Source organism: Paenibacillus sp. FSL P2-0173 (assembly GCF_038008045.1).
Taxonomy (GTDB): domain Bacteria; phylum Bacillota; class Bacilli; order Paenibacillales; family Paenibacillaceae; genus Paenibacillus; species Paenibacillus polymyxa_B.
Genome location: NZ_JBBOYK010000004.1, coordinates 49932 through 64713, shown reverse-complemented (window position 1 = coordinate 64713; position 14782 = coordinate 49932). Strand labels below are relative to the sequence as shown.

The window sequence follows — 14782 nt, the reverse complement described above, 5'->3', positions numbered from 1 at the left end:
CCACAGGAGGCATTTCTTTTGTTTTTTTCACAATATGTCGATGGTGGAGACGGTCGCATCGTGCTGCAATTGTTTTACAACCGAGAATGTGACTTCTCTCATAAAATCGAAGGATATGAGCTGGAGGTTCACCAATTCATGAAAAACAAGAACCGTATGAACGTATCCAGCATAGCGCTATATCCGGTTAATCCAGTAATTCCGTATCTGATCATAAACAGCATCTTTTACGATTTCATGGATGTCACGAATGTTGCCTATTTTAATCAAGAGGGTCATTTCTACAACCCAAGTGAATTTAATACGGTCGCATATGTACTGAAATATCATGAAACTGTGGTAGATGTGATTGGAGAGCCTCATTCGCAGAATCAATTGTTTCCTCAAGGTGGGACATTTGTTCGTAGACAAGGTATATCATGTGGCTCACCCGTTTTTAATCAGCAGGATGAGTGGATTGCATACCCGAAAGGTACTTATCAATATGTAGGCAGACATACACCTTAATCGGTATGTTTGTCTGCGATCGCTGTCTGTTGAAGACAGGTCATAAATTCTTATAAAGGTGTAACCCAACAACTATGGAGGGTTACACCTTTTTGTATACTGAGCATTTTGTATTCATCCAAGCCTTTACTGTACAAGGAGATTTTCAACATGAAACTAGAGGCACGGGGAGTTCTTCCACAGCAGTATCAATATGCTTGAACAATGTACTCAACTGAATTACAATACAATTGATAATGATTTTTAATATCAATTAGGATGAGAAGGGGGAGTTGAACTACATGTTTGGATTGACAAAAAAGCTACATATTTATATAGCACTTATTCTGATGATATCGGTGCTGGCTGGTTGTGCCTCGGGTGGAACTACAGGGACAACTGACCCTTCAAGCAAGTCTGCAAGTGGTAATAAGAGCAATACAGTAGGCAGTGGTGCGGACGAGCAGACCAGAGTTATCAAACATGCCATGGGTGAAACGACAATTAAGGGAACTCCAAAGAGGATTGTAACCTTGTTTCAGGGTGCCAATGATGTTGTTGTTGCACTTGGTGTGAAGCCAACGGGTGTTGTGGAATCCTGGGTTCAGCAACCCGTATATAAATATTTGAAAGCGGATCTGGATGGCGTGACGCAGGTAGGTCAGGAATCACAGCCGAATCTGGAAGAGATCAACAAGTTGAAGCCGGATCTAATCATTGCCACCAAAACAAGACATGAGGATATCTATGATCAACTGTCCCAGATTGCTCCAACGGTAGTTACCGAGACGTTGTTTGACTGGAAAGAGACGGTAAAGACGGCTGGTGAAGCGATGAATATGAAGGAACAGTCGGACAAGTTGCTTGCCGATTGGGATGCAAGGGTAGCGGATTTCAAAGGCAAAATGGGTGACCGTCTTCCTATTGAAGCGACTATTACGAATTTCAGAGCCGATCAGGTTCGCATTTTCTATATGGGATACGCCGGGAAAATTTTGAAAGAGCTTGGATTTACCAGACCGCCTGGACATGATGAAGACACCTGGGGTGTGGAGTTGACTTCGAAAGAGAACATCCCGGATATGAACGCAGATATGATCTTCAACTTCAATTCAGGTACGGAAACAGAAGCTATTGAGAAGAATTATAAGGATTGGACCAGCAGTCCGCTCTGGAAAAATCTCGATGCGGTAAAGAATAACCAGCTGGTACAGGTTGATGAAGTGGCCTGGAACATGGGAGGCGGATACACATCGGCCAACATGATGCTGGACGACCTATACAAGCAGTTCAATCTGAATTAATGGGAGCAAGACCTGCCATGCACCAGGACATCGTATACGAAGTGTATGGGCAGGCAGGTCTTTTTGCATTTCACGAATGAAAGAGTGAGAATATGTTTCCCCTTTTTACGAAGGCAAGTACGAAGATGTATGGACTATCCGGCTTATTCATTTTACTATTACTCGCCTGTGTAGCCAGCATGATACTGGGACGCACACACATAACATTTCAAATAGCAGTGGATGCACTACAACACTATGACGAAAGCTCAGTGGAGCATGTCGTACTTCTGACAGAACGTTTACCACGCACAATTATTGCCGCTGTTGTTGGTGCAAGTTTGGCGGTGGCGGGAGGACTCATGCAAGCGCTAACTCGTAATCCGCTCGCTTCACCAAGTGTGTTTGGGATCAATGCGGGCGCCATCTTTTTTATCGTTATTGCCATCGTGGTGCTGTCGGTGTCCTCGCTCAGTACGATGATGTGGTTTGGTTTTGCTGGGGCAACCATTGCAACAGTGATTGTGTACGCGCTTGGGTCCATCGGTCGTGATGGTCTGACTCCCATCAAGATTGTGCTGGCGGGTACCGCCATCTCTGCACTTTTTGCTTCGTTCACGCAGGCAATCCTGGTGCTGGATGGAACGGGATTACAGGACGTGTTGTTCTGGCTTGCAGGTTCAGTGAGCGGTCGGACACTCGACATGCTGTATCCTGTACTGCCATATATGACGGTTGCCATTGTGGTATCCCTGTTTATGGGCCGGGCGATCAATCTGCTCCTGACCGGTGATGATATCGCCAAAGGCATGGGACAGAATGTTCTACTGGTTAAGCTGCTTATGGGAGTCGTTACGGTATTGCTGGCCGGAGGTTCTGTTGCAGTGGCCGGTTCGATTGGTCTGGTAGGATTAGTTGTACCACATATCATGCGGGCGTTTGTTGGCAACGACTACCGCTGGCTTGTTCCCTACTGCATTCTGGGCGGCGCCATTTTGTTATTGGCGGCGGATGTTGTTGCACGGCTGATCATCATGCCGCAGGAAGTTCCGCTTGGCGTTATGACAGCACTCATTGGTGGTCCCTTCTTCGTCTATATTGCCCGCAAGGGGGGGACGAAGATATGAGGAAGATGATTACTTTTCGCAATAAAAAAGATACGTTATCCTTGCAAATGGAGCGCAAATCGCTGTTCATCATCGGAATCTGTATGGTTTTGGTATTGATTGCATCCATTCTAGGAACCAGTGTGGGTAATGATTTCATATCTCCGCTGAATGTGCTGCAGACGATTTTCGGTCTGGGCGCAGGCGATCATGACTTTGTCGTGTTGACGCTAAGGCTGCCGCGTGTGCTGTTATCGTTGCTTGTTGGTGCAGCACTGGGCATGTCCGGTGCCCTATTGCAGGGGATTATCCGTAATCCGCTCGCTTCACCAGATGTGATCGGGATAACGGGAGGAGCTGCCGTTGCCGCTGTAGGTTTTGTCACCCTGCTGGGTGGAACCATCAGTATCAAGCTGTTGCCGCTGTTTGCCATTATGGGGGCGATGATTACCACAATCATCATATATCTTCTTGCCTGGAAAAAAGGAGTAAGCCCGATTCGACTGGTGTTGATCGGAATCGGAGTGTCAGCCATTACGGGGGCCGGGACGACCTTCATGCTGATCCTTAGTCCATTCTATACGGCTGGTCAGGCGTATATCTGGCTGACGGGAAGTGTGTATGGCGCATCGTGGGCCGATGTCAGAACGATCATCCCGGTGATTGTAATCGTGCTTCCGTTGGCGATCTGGTTTGCCCGTAGTCTGAACGCACAGGAATTCGGGGATGATCTAGCCACCGGGCTGGGGGTCACTGTACAGCGTCATCGTTCAGCACTGCTACTGTGCAGTGTACTGCTGGCCGGGGGTGCTGTAGCTGTCGCGGGGACGATTGGTTTTGTCGGTCTGATTGCGCCGCATATTGCCCGGAAGCTGGTAGGGCGTATGTTCGGCAGCATGCTCATCGTTTCGGGACTGGTCGGTGCCCTGCTTGTATTTGCTGCTGATCTGATTGCCCGTACGGTATTTCTGCCGCTCGATGTTCCGGCAGGGGTATTTACCGCCGGGGTAGGAGCACCGTTTTTCCTGTATCTGTTGTTCAAGAATCGAAATCAGTTTTGAGGAGGAGAATGCTGTGAGTATTCTGGAAGCCAAGGACCTTACGATCGCCTATGGCGCAGAGCCTATTATTGAGAATCTGAGCCTGACTATTCCCAAGGGGAAAACTACTGTCCTGATTGGCAGCAATGGTTGCGGAAAGTCCACCTTGCTGCGAACGATGGCGCGACTGCTGAAGTCCAGTTCAGGCTCGGTGCTGCTGGATGGCGAGGAGATTGCGAAGTTGCCTACCAAGGAAATTTCAAGACGTATGTCCATTCTGCCGCAAGGCCCTTCTGCTCCAGAGGGACTGACAGTGAACCAACTAGTTCGGCAAGGACGGTACCCACACCAGACCTGGCTGAAACAGTGGTCCGGTGAGGACGAACGCATGGTCAGGCTCGCGCTGGAATCCACACATCTGACTGCTCTGGCTGATCGGCCCATGGACGCATTATCCGGCGGACAACGCCAGCGTGCCTGGATTGCGATGACACTCGCACAGGGAACAGAGACCTTGCTGCTGGATGAACCAACGACTTATCTGGATATGACCCATCAGATTGATATTCTGGATCTGCTGTTCGATTTGAATGAACGGGAGGGGCGCACCATAGTGATGGTTCTTCATGATCTGAATCTTGCGTGTCGCTATGCTCACCATATCGTGGCTGTCCACAACAAGTCCATCTACGCGGAAGGAAAACCGGAAGACATTGTTACGCAGGACATGGTCCGCGCGGTCTTCCAGATGGAGTGCGACATTGCGGTTGATCCGCTGTTTGGCACACCAATGTGCATTCCGCACGGGAAGGGAAGGAAGTTAAATGAAACCACACGCTACAGCCACTTGGCTTGACGATCGAGAGATGCAGGCCTTGGCTGCCGAATACCGTTTGACCTGGGAGCCTTCGACAGATCGTACATTTTCGATGCCATTTACGGACTTGCTGGACCCGTCCAAAAGCCTGAACTATTTGCAAGGGGTGAGTAGCATCTTTGAGACGGATTCTGAAACGGCTACTGTATCTCTCTTTGCTAAACGGTATGCTTACTTGATTTTGGCTTCGGGTCTCTATGCCATGTCACGCTTCAACAAAGGCCTAAATTATGAGATTGCCAACGGCACGATCGAATCCAGTTATCAGGGGGAGGCATGGCTCCCCAAGGCTCGTCTGACTAATTGGCAGACGACCTCACCGGAGGCGGATCAGCGTGGCGTATGGAGAGATCAGGTGATTGAACAGATGTTCGCCGGTAATCTGGCCAAGGTGTGGCAATCGCTGTCCAAGGCAACGCGGGTTTCACGTTCAGTCCTGTGGGAGAACACGGCCATTTACGTATACTGGCTCTATGAGAACAAGTTTGCTGAAGGAGCCACGCCTGAAGAAAAGCAGCGTGTCGAAGAGGACTTCCATTATCTAATTCGTGATGCACCTGCACATCTCTTTGGTGAATCCCGTAATCCGCTCAAGCAGTTTAACACGCCCAAGCGGGCAACAGCTGTCTCAGATACACCCATTCGTGTGCGCAAAACCTGTTGTTTCTATTATCTCGCTGCAGATGATCCAGAAGATTACTGCCCAACCTGCCCCAAATTAAAGCATTAATGCCGATGATCATCATCCACATCCCCAGCCTATACTTCATTGCATCTCAATACAGCGAATAGCACAGGCAAGCTTATGACATAACGAAATTCAGAGCTTGCCTTATTTGTTGTGCCCTTTGTTCCATGAACACTCCTTCATTTGGGGATTCTCTCCCTGCAAAAACCATCTTATTTTTCCTAAAAAGCTTATTATTGACAAGGTGACTGAAATTGCCATAAAATAGATTTTGTTTGAAACTGATAATCATTATCAATATTATTTCCATCAAATCAATCCGATGAAAGCACAACCAGGAGCGAACGCCTTCATTCGGTCGGGGAGGATTTTCATTGTTTCCGAAAGGAATTCATAATCTGCAAAACCGACTCATCATAAGCAAAGCAAGAGAAATGGGAATGACCTGCGAGCCACTTCTCGCAGAATGTGAAGATTTTTTGGAATTATCCTATGGGGATAAGCGCAGAGTCATTAATAAAACCAGATCGCATCGTCTACCCTTGATCGCTGGACTGCTCGCCAAGAACAAGCAGGTTTGTAATATGCTACTGCATGAGCGGGGAATGCCTGTGCCGCCGTTTATCGTTATCGAGGCAATGGGTGACAAGGCAACGCAGTTTCTGAAACTGCATCGTTCCGTTGTAGTGAAGCCGCTGGACGCAAGCGGCAGTGCAGGTGTGACACTGGACGTTCGAACAAACGAGGAACTGGAAGCGGCTATTGCCCGGGCGGGTACCCATAGTAACAGCATCATGCTGCAGCAATTCGTAACGGGTGTGGATTACAGGGTACTGGTCATTAACGGGGAAGTGGCGGCAGTAAATGAGTATCGACCTGTCTATGTAGAAGGAGACGGCACCTCAACCATCCGGGCGTTGATTCGAATGTTGAATCAGCAGCGAATCCAGCATACCAGTATAGGGAAGTTCGAGGCCTTTCCCAAGATTAATGAAGACGCAGAGCCTTTGCGAAAGGTTCTGCTTGGACAGGGAATCACACTGGAGGAGGTACCTGCGGCAGGAAGGGAGATCGAGCTATATGATCTTCGCAATTCGGCCGCCGGGAACATCAGTGAATTTTATATGGACTGTACGGAAGCGATTCTTCCTGACAATGCACAAATGGCAATTGAGGCCGCAGGAGCCCTCCGGATTGATGTGGCTGGCATTGATATCCGTTGTGAGAATATCCGCCAGCCGCTGACAGGAGATCAGGGAGGCATTTTGGAAGTCAACGCATTGCCGGACCTGACCCACCATGTCTTCCCCTTTGGGGGGACCACACGTGATGTCGTCCGGTTGTACCTGGAGTATCTTTTTCAGATGGAACATCATTTCGAAAAGTCGATTGCAGAATAAGGGCAAATCATTGCTTGTTCTGGCTCAATAGCCCGCTTGCGTTTTGCGTTGTTCTTGCTCCTATGGTGTGATCGGTATATTCGAATGGACGTGCCTGCCCGCCGCAAGCGGTGGCATCCATCCAGCATTCCGCTGCTGGTCAGCAGTGTAGGTACTCTGGATGATTAGTCTGCTAATGGTTCAACGGGTCAGAACACCAGCAGATACGGCCAGATGGGCGGCACTGAAAGAGATTAGTATGGGTCTCGGCTGTGCCATCCTGTGACCTTGTCCCTTGTTTTATTTATAACCCGAAAGAAGGTTGGCAACATTGTTCGAGATGGAAAACAGGCTCAGGTCTGAAGCAGAGCAGCAGGCGAATATACACTCTTGTAAGCTGCTGCTCAATTGTTATATCCGGGAGCTTGCGGTGGAGAAGGAGGGCGACATTCGGATTGATCCGAATGCGATGACGTACGCAGTTGCTTTTCAGGCCAGCGGGGTGATGATAACCGGACAATTAGCGTATTACTCGGCTATGGGAGAGCATGAGTACCGAAGCGTACAACAGCACGGGCAAGCGGTGCATTATCAGGACCTGGTTCGCTGGATCACACGGGAGTTGAGTGAAGACACGGCGTATGGAAACAGCCGGCATGAGCAAGGCAGGTTGACCCATGCGGCTGATGTGCGTGATTTTGCGGAAAAGGTAGATAACAGCGTGAATAATCTTGCGCTGTATATCGAGCAGGCTGCTGGACTTGGCATATATGATTACTGTACTTCTGAACAGTCTCTGGTATATGGTCATCCCTTTCACCCGTTTCCGAAAAACTCCAAAGGCTTCACCGAACACGACGTACGGATGTACAGCCCAGAACTGCGTACCTCGTTCCAACTCTGTTACGTTGCTGTGAGGAAGGATGTGTACATGCAGGAATGGGTGGATGATTACACTAGGATCAATCTGCATGCCAGCCTGCACGGGCATGTGGAACAAGCTTGGGAAGCAGAGTGGGGTGAGCATGGGGATGAGTATGAACTACTGCCTATCCATCCCTGGCAGTATGCGTACGTGTTGGGCTTGTCCGAGGTCCAGCAGTATATTCTGGATAAGAAACTCATTCCGATGGGCAGCGGCGGGCCGAAGGCCTACCCGACCTCCTCGGTACGCACCGTTTATATTCCAGAGCTGAATTGCAATATCAAGCTGTCGCTGAACATGCAGATTACCAACATGATTCGCACCAATAGTGCGGAGCAGATGCGAAGGACGCTGGACGCCTCCAGGTACATCAAGCAGCAGAATTGCTTCGGTGCAGATCAGCATACGCAGATTGCCTATGAGACAGGTGTAGCTACTTGTGACTTTCAGGAGGGAGAATTAACGAGTCTGTTTACCGTCGCATACAGACCGATTGAGTTTGACCCGGAATGTACATATGTCCTGTCGAGTCTGGTAGAAGCCCCCTTGCCGGGAATGCAATCACGACTTATGACGATGCTGGGTGGCGTACGTGCTGAAGCCGAGCGCTGGTTTGCACGTTATCTGACCTTGTCTTTGCTGCCCATTGTACGAGCGGCCGGAGAGCGAGGCATTCACTTTGAAGCTCATTTGCAAAATACTCTCGTGACGCTAAGAGACGGAATGCCTGAGGCATTTATCGTGCGTGACTTGGAAGGAGTCAGTGTCGATGAGGGGCTGATCCATGAGGTGGATACCGCTCCCTCTAGATTGTTGTTTTATCCACGGGACAAGGCTTGGGCGAGGACATCCTATTACTTTATTATCAATCATCTGGGTTCCCTCATTCATGCGATGGCAAGGGATGTGAACGTATCGGAGGAGCATTTCTGGGCAAAGGTCCGCGAAGTGCTTGTGAAGGAACTGGATCGAACTGGAAACGTGTATGTGCAGCATTTGCTGACCGCGGACAGTTTTCTGGCGAAACAAAATCTGGTGAGCTGTCTTAGGGGGATCAGTCAGACCCCGGCGTATGTGCCGGTGAGCAATATAATGAACCGAATAGGGAGTGAAGTGGCGTGGGGTTCATAGGGTACAGGGCTGAGAAAGGTCACAAGACGGCAGTATACACGGATGTACAGGAACGGATCATGCGGCAGGCGCTGGAAGCCATGTGGTTCGAGGGTATCCTTGACTGTAAGGTGGGGGAAAACGAATGGTGTACTGTGGGGCGGAGTACGTCAGGGCAGGCTGTGACATACAGCTGTGAGGCGGAGCGAAAATTTTCATTTGGCCGAGTGAAGGTGGCGAAGGGCTCGATTCGAAGAGAGGGCGTTCCCTGCACCGATCTGGATCTGTTTCTGGAGGAAATGGTACTGAACCTTCTGGAGGGTGCGAATGTGACGGCCTTCATTCAGGAATTGCTGGAGACGATGGCGAAGGACAGTCAGTGCCGGGCTTTGCTGCCTGAGAAGATTCCGGATGAAGACCTGCACTATGATGCCCTCGAAAGCCATATGAGCGATGGTCATCTCTACCATCCAAGCTACAAATCGAGGCTTGGCTTCACCCTAAAAGACAATCTTGCCTATGGTCCAGAGTTTAACTCGGATGTGACCGTATACTGGATTGCCGTGAAAGAAGGACTTGTGCAAACGGCTCTTTCCACAGGCTACACGTCAGAACAGTTGGTGAGACAACATCTCACAGAGGAGGATATCAGCCGATTTAATCAGATACTTCAGTCGGAAGACACGGAGGGTAAACGCTATATATTCATTCCTGTTCATCCGTGGCAGTGGGAACACCAGCTGGAATCGGTGTTTGCCCGGCAACGAATGGACAGAGATATCGTTTTTCTCGGCCCTTCGGACTCAACCTATCGCGCCCAGCAGTCCATTCGTTCCCTGTCGAACCGGATGAATTCGAAGGCACCGTATCTCAAGCTGTCGCTGAGTATTACCAATACATCGAGCATACGCATTTTGGCACAGCATACGACCCAGAATGCACCGCTAATCAGCGACTGGCTGGAAGCACTCATTCGAGAGGATGAGTTGTTGCAACGGGAAGAGTTTTCCATTCTGAAAGAGATCATGGGACTCTCGCTCCGGTACGAGAATTTGCCTGCAATCCAGTATGGACGGGCGTATGGCACAACAGGGGCGATCTGGCGTGAAAATGTATCTGTTCATCTGCAAGAAGGCGAGACTGCCTGGCCCTTAAATGCACTTATGCTGGTACAGTCGAACGGGGTACCGTTTATCCAGGGTGCAGTTAAGCATCATGGCATTCAGAAGTGGAGTGAAGCGCTCGTTAGAACGGTATCGCTGCCTATTATTCATCTGCTCTATGCACACGGCATCGCGCTGGAATCGCATGCCCAGAATATCATTTTGGTGCTGGAAAATGATCTGCCGAAACGGATCATCATCAAGGACCTTCATGATGGTGTCCGCTATGTACCCGAGAAGTTGCTGAATCCAGAACGAGCCCCGAAGCTGCACCCCGAACCGGAGACCCACCGCAAGTTCAATCGGTATTCCTTTATCTACGCGGGTGACGTGTCGGAAGTCCGGGACTATACGTATGATGCGTTCTTTTTTATTTGCATGACGGATATTGCGCTGACGCTGGAGAATTTCGGTCTGACGGAAGAAGCGTTCTGGCAGCTGTGCGCGGCCACGATTGTGGACTATCAGCGGGAGCACCCGGAGTACGAGGAACGGTTCGAGTGGTTTGATCTTTTTGCCGAGGATGCGCTGATTGAAGAGATGACCAAGCGCCGCCTGTATGGGGATGGGGAACTGTATTTCCGTAAGGCCAGCAATCCGCTGAAGTTGGCGAAGGACGTTCTCAGATGAGAACCAACACGCTGAAGGAGAAAATTGAACGTAAACAGCCGGTGTTCGGTCTTTTTGTCTCCATTCCGCAACCGGTCATCATTGAGATGATTGGACATGCGGAGTATGATTTTGTAATTATCGACCTGGAACATGCCGCAACGAATATGGAATCGGTGGAAGAGCTGGTTCGTGCTGCGGAACTGGCAGGGATGACCCCGCTGGTACGCATCTCGAAGGTAGAGCGAGTAGAGATTCTAAAGGTATTGGATTGCGGCGCACAAGGCATCGTCATACCTCATGTGGAACAGCGGGAGCAGGTGGAGGAAGCGGTTCGTCATGCGTATTATCATCCGCTTGGCATGCGGAGTCTGAACAGTGGGCGACCGGGGGTATTCGGCAAGTATCCACTCACCGGGTATATTCAGGAAGCGAATGAACAGGTGATGGTTGTACCGATGATCGAAAGTGTGGAGGGCGTCCGGCAAAGTGCGAGCATTCTGTCTCATCCCCAGGTGAGCTGGGTACTAGAGGGGGCGGCAGACCTGTCGCAATCACTTGGTGTACCGTGGCAGACGGAACATCCAGACGTGCAGCGTGCGCTAGGCGCATTATACGAAGCCGCGAAGCAGTGCCAGGTACCGTATGCAACGGTGGCCAGAAGCCAGGAAGGCATGGCGTTGTGGGCCGAACGAGGGGTATACATATACGTGTTGGGCGATGACCGGAATACGGCTTTTCGGGCATACGAACAGAAACGGAATGACTATGGAAATGCGGGTGGACTGATATGAAATCAAGCGTATGGAATATGATCCATGAACTGCAAAGAGATAGTGAAGATCCGGTATGTGCTTATGTTTACGATCTGGTTGGTATTCAGGAGCAGGTCCGTCACATGCTGCATACGCTGTCCAGAGGCACGCGGCTATTCTATGCCATAAAGGCTAATCCGGATCCTCGAATTATTGAGGCTTTGCTGCCCTGGGTTCACGGGTTCGAGGTAGCTTCCATTGGTGAGTTGCTCAAGGTGAGGAGTGTAAGTAGCGAGGTTCCAATCCTGTTTGGCGGTCCAGGGAAAAAGGAGAGTGAGTTGAAGCAGGCTATCGAGCATCAGGTGAGTTTCATTCATGTGGAGAGCCTGCTGGAACTGCGGCGTGTCATCACCATTGCTACAAGGAGAGAACAGGAAGTCCGCATTCTGCTGCGGATCAATCTGAGAAGCAGCACATTGCCGCGGACCCGGATTGTAATGGGCGGCGGTCCGAGTCCATTTGGCATGGATGAGGAGAGCGTGGAAGAAGCAGTCCGGGTCATTCGTGAGGAAGGCGCGGGTTTGGTGCGTTTATGCGGATTTCATTTTCACTCGTTATCGAACAATGTGGACGCGAGACTGCATGCCGAGATGATTGAGATGTATTTGCAAAAGGTGGAGATGTGGCAGCAGGCATATGACCTGCATCTTGAAGTAATTAACGCCGGAGGCGGGTTTGGCGTCACATATGATGGTAGCCCCGGGTTTGACTGGTCCCTGTTCACATCCTTAATTGAGCGCAGTGAAGCCAGAGGGCGCCTTGCTTCACGCGGCATACAGTTGTATTTTGAGCCGGGTCGCATGCTTGTCGCTGACCACGGTTATTATGCGGCAGAGGTTACGGACATCAAAACATCGCATGGTCAGCATTTTGCCGTGTTAAGAGGAGGTACACATCATAATCGTTTGCCCGCATCATGGGGACACAACCATCCGTTTCACATTATGTCTACGGACCGTTGGGGGCATTCGTTTGCAAGACCAGAGGTACGGGACAACAAAGTTCACGTGGTCGGAGAACTGTGTACACCCAAGGATCGTATGCATTCAGATGCGGAAGTAGAGCGGCTGCGGGTAGGCGATATTGTTGTATTCGAGAAGTCGGGAGCCTATTGCTGGACCATCTCGCATCATGATTTTCTGGGTCATCCGCACCCGGCATTCCATTATTTGACGGAGGACAATAACCATGTCAACAGTGATGAAGCGTGCCAGTCTGCAAGACGCTGAGCGCCGGATTATGGAGGATCTGATCAATGCATTTCTGGCCGAGCAATTGCTTCCGCTGGAAGGGCATCCGTTCATTGAACTCTCTACTTCACCAGAACCGTTCCGCCGAATGTTTCTGGGGGATGGTAATGGAGGTCCTTCGCAGAGCAGATGGGGAACGGGGAACGGAACCGACGGCAATGTCGCAGGTAAGGATAAGCAGGATGAGAATGGGGCAGGTAGACATAGTGGACAGCTTATGCTGCATCAGAAAGGGATTTTGTTTCTGGTGAAAGCAGGCAAAAGGCAGGGATATCAATGGGTACAAGGTTCACCCGTCTATGGAGAGACACCGGATGGAGGCTGGAAGCTTCTTGAATCTCCGGCAGTCGTAGGACAGGCTGTGCTTCGGATGACGCCTTCGGATGAAGCATACGCGCATCCCGGGGTTGCGGAATTCTTCGCAGGCGTGAAAATAGCCACCGAGCAATTGGCACTGGGACTCCAGCAGGTACAACGTCTGAGAGAACAAGTTCCGTTCAATGCCTACGATTGGTTTACCAAGGGAGAGCAGGTTGCAGCGCTGCGAGATCGTCCATTTCACCCCACCTCCAAGGCCAAGGTGGGGTTCACAGAAGCGGATGTGACCCGGTATGCAGCGGAATTCAGGAAGGAGATCCCGCTGCGATGGGTGGCGGTGCGTTGGGATGCCGTACAACAGGGATGTAAGGAAGGATTGTCCACACTGGATGTACTGGATGAAGAACAGCGGAGCAGGCTGGAAGCAGAATTGGCCCGGAAGGGCCTGAATCTGCAAGAATACATGCCCATGCCAGTACATCCATGGCAGATGGAACATATCATCTTGCCACGTTTCAACGGAGAGATCGCGGACGGTACCATCGTTGTACTGGATATTGAATTGGGAGAGGTTCAGGCGACATCGTCCCTGCGCTCGATGGCCCCGATGGAAGGATCCACACAGATGCTCAAGCTTCCGGTCAGTGTGTTGTCTCTCGGGGCCGCCCGCTATCTCCCGGTGGTGAAGCTACTGAATGGTCTGGCTGGAGAGAAGATGTTACGACAGGCGGTGGCCTGCGATGAATCGCTCACAGGTAAAGTGTGGCTCTGCGAGGAACGGAATTGGTGGGGATACATGCCGGAATCCATGGGATTGTTCGATGATCATCCTCGCCATCTGGCCGCCCAGATTCGCATCTATCCGCCAAAGTTGCTGGAAGAAGGTGTCCAGGTTATTCCCATGGCTGCGCTTGGGGTGACGCTGGAAGGTCGCCATATGTTATCCGACCTGTTGGGCAGAGAGTTAACCAGTGAAGAGGTTATAGGATTCTATACCAATCTGACTGCGTTATTCTATGATGTGGTGATGCGGCTGTTCAAGGTAGGCGTTGTACCCGAAATTCACGGTCAGAACTGCTGCGTGGTCCTGCGGGACGGACAGGTGAACGGCCTATTATTCCGTGACCACGATTCCGTACGTTTGCATCAGCCGTATCTGGACAAACACGGCATTGCGGACCCAGGTTATCATATCAGGCCGGGATACTCGAACAGCTTGTATAATGAGACGATCCGCAAGCTGATCTTCTATGTGCAGTCGCTGGGCACGCAGGTGAACCTGGCTGCGATTATGGAAGCGCTAAGCGAGGTGTATCCTATCCCGGAAGCGAAATTATGGGATATCACCGAGCAGGCGTGGAAGGAAGCGCTACGGGTGGTGCTGCTTCCCGAAGCTGACCGGGCCGAGCTGTTCCAAGCGGTATTCGAGAGCAGGGAATGGCCGGTGAAGCTCATTGTCCGTCCGCTGCTTGAAGCGGACGGGGTGCCTGGGGCGATGCCATCGGGCAAAGGCACAGGTCATAATCCTTTTTACAAAGGATAGAAGTTGTGACTAGAATGTTGGTTTAGATAAGATGAGAGATGACGGAGGTGACCCGGTGTAATCGGGTTGCCTTTTTATGTAAGAGTTCATTGATAGCAGTGAGTGCAGTCACATAGACACATACGAAAACATGACTATAATGAACACATAGTTAAAATTTAGTCTTTATGGAGCTGACGGCTCCAAACAT

At 50.5% G+C, this 14782-nt stretch carries 12 protein-coding genes; all 12 read left to right on the top strand.

What is annotated here, in order from left to right:
* Positions 1-18: 18 nt before the first annotated feature.
* The 12 genes from MKX30_RS20250 (at position 19) to MKX30_RS20195 (ending at position 14592) form a co-directional block, all read left to right on the top strand.
* The gene (locus MKX30_RS20250) at positions 19-507 is read left to right on the top strand and encodes an RTX toxin (protein WP_069081283.1); all 489 of its coding nucleotides are present in this window, start codon (positions 19-21) and stop codon (positions 505-507) included.
* Positions 508-788: 281 nt separating this feature from the next.
* On the top strand, positions 789-1790 hold the full coding sequence (locus MKX30_RS20245) for an ABC transporter substrate-binding protein (protein ID WP_028542061.1): 1002 nt from the start codon (positions 789-791) through the stop codon (positions 1788-1790).
* 92 nt (positions 1791-1882) lie between these two features.
* Positions 1883-2896: a FecCD family ABC transporter permease gene (locus MKX30_RS20240; protein WP_023987173.1), complete on the top strand. Its 1014-nt coding sequence runs from the start codon at positions 1883-1885 to the stop codon at positions 2894-2896.
* Positions 2893-3936 (top strand): FecCD family ABC transporter permease, encoded by a 1044-nt coding sequence (locus MKX30_RS20235; RefSeq protein WP_075153799.1) that lies wholly within the window; start codon positions 2893-2895, stop codon positions 3934-3936. The genes MKX30_RS20240 and MKX30_RS20235 overlap by 4 nt, the downstream gene beginning before the upstream one ends.
* 13 nt (positions 3937-3949) lie before the next feature.
* Positions 3950-4771 (top strand): ABC transporter ATP-binding protein, encoded by an 822-nt coding sequence (locus MKX30_RS20230; RefSeq protein ID WP_341063343.1) that lies wholly within the window; start codon positions 3950-3952, stop codon positions 4769-4771.
* Positions 4740-5522 carry an IucA/IucC family C-terminal-domain containing protein gene (locus tag MKX30_RS20225; RefSeq protein ID WP_341063342.1) on the top strand — a complete coding sequence of 261 codons (783 nt, stop codon included), beginning with the start codon at positions 4740-4742 and terminating at the stop codon, positions 5520-5522. The genes MKX30_RS20230 and MKX30_RS20225 overlap by 32 nt, the downstream gene beginning before the upstream one ends.
* A 332-nt stretch (positions 5523-5854) precedes the next feature.
* Entirely contained in the window at positions 5855-6880 is a 1026-nt protein-coding gene (locus MKX30_RS20220) for an ATP-grasp domain-containing protein (protein ID WP_023987178.1), read from the top strand.
* Between the two features lie 319 nt (positions 6881-7199).
* The gene (locus MKX30_RS20215; protein WP_256703682.1) at positions 7200-8915 is read left to right on the top strand and encodes an IucA/IucC family protein; all 1716 of its coding nucleotides are present in this window, start codon (positions 7200-7202) and stop codon (positions 8913-8915) included.
* The gene (locus MKX30_RS20210) at positions 8903-10687 is read left to right on the top strand and encodes an IucA/IucC family protein (RefSeq protein WP_076265223.1); all 1785 of its coding nucleotides are present in this window, start codon (positions 8903-8905) and stop codon (positions 10685-10687) included. The genes MKX30_RS20215 and MKX30_RS20210 overlap by 13 nt, the downstream gene beginning before the upstream one ends.
* Complete coding sequence (locus MKX30_RS20205; protein WP_339201504.1) at positions 10684-11460, top strand: HpcH/HpaI aldolase family protein; 777 nt, start codon at positions 10684-10686, stop codon at positions 11458-11460. The genes MKX30_RS20210 and MKX30_RS20205 overlap by 4 nt, the downstream gene beginning before the upstream one ends.
* Positions 11457-12710: a type III PLP-dependent enzyme gene (locus tag MKX30_RS20200; RefSeq protein ID WP_339201505.1), complete on the top strand. Its 1254-nt coding sequence runs from the start codon at positions 11457-11459 to the stop codon at positions 12708-12710. The genes MKX30_RS20205 and MKX30_RS20200 overlap by 4 nt, the downstream gene beginning before the upstream one ends.
* Positions 12670-14592 carry an IucA/IucC family protein gene (locus MKX30_RS20195; protein WP_341063339.1) on the top strand — a complete coding sequence of 641 codons (1923 nt, stop codon included), beginning with the start codon at positions 12670-12672 and terminating at the stop codon, positions 14590-14592. Before MKX30_RS20200 ends, MKX30_RS20195 begins: the two co-directional genes overlap by 41 nt.
* Positions 14593-14782 lie beyond the last annotated feature (190 nt).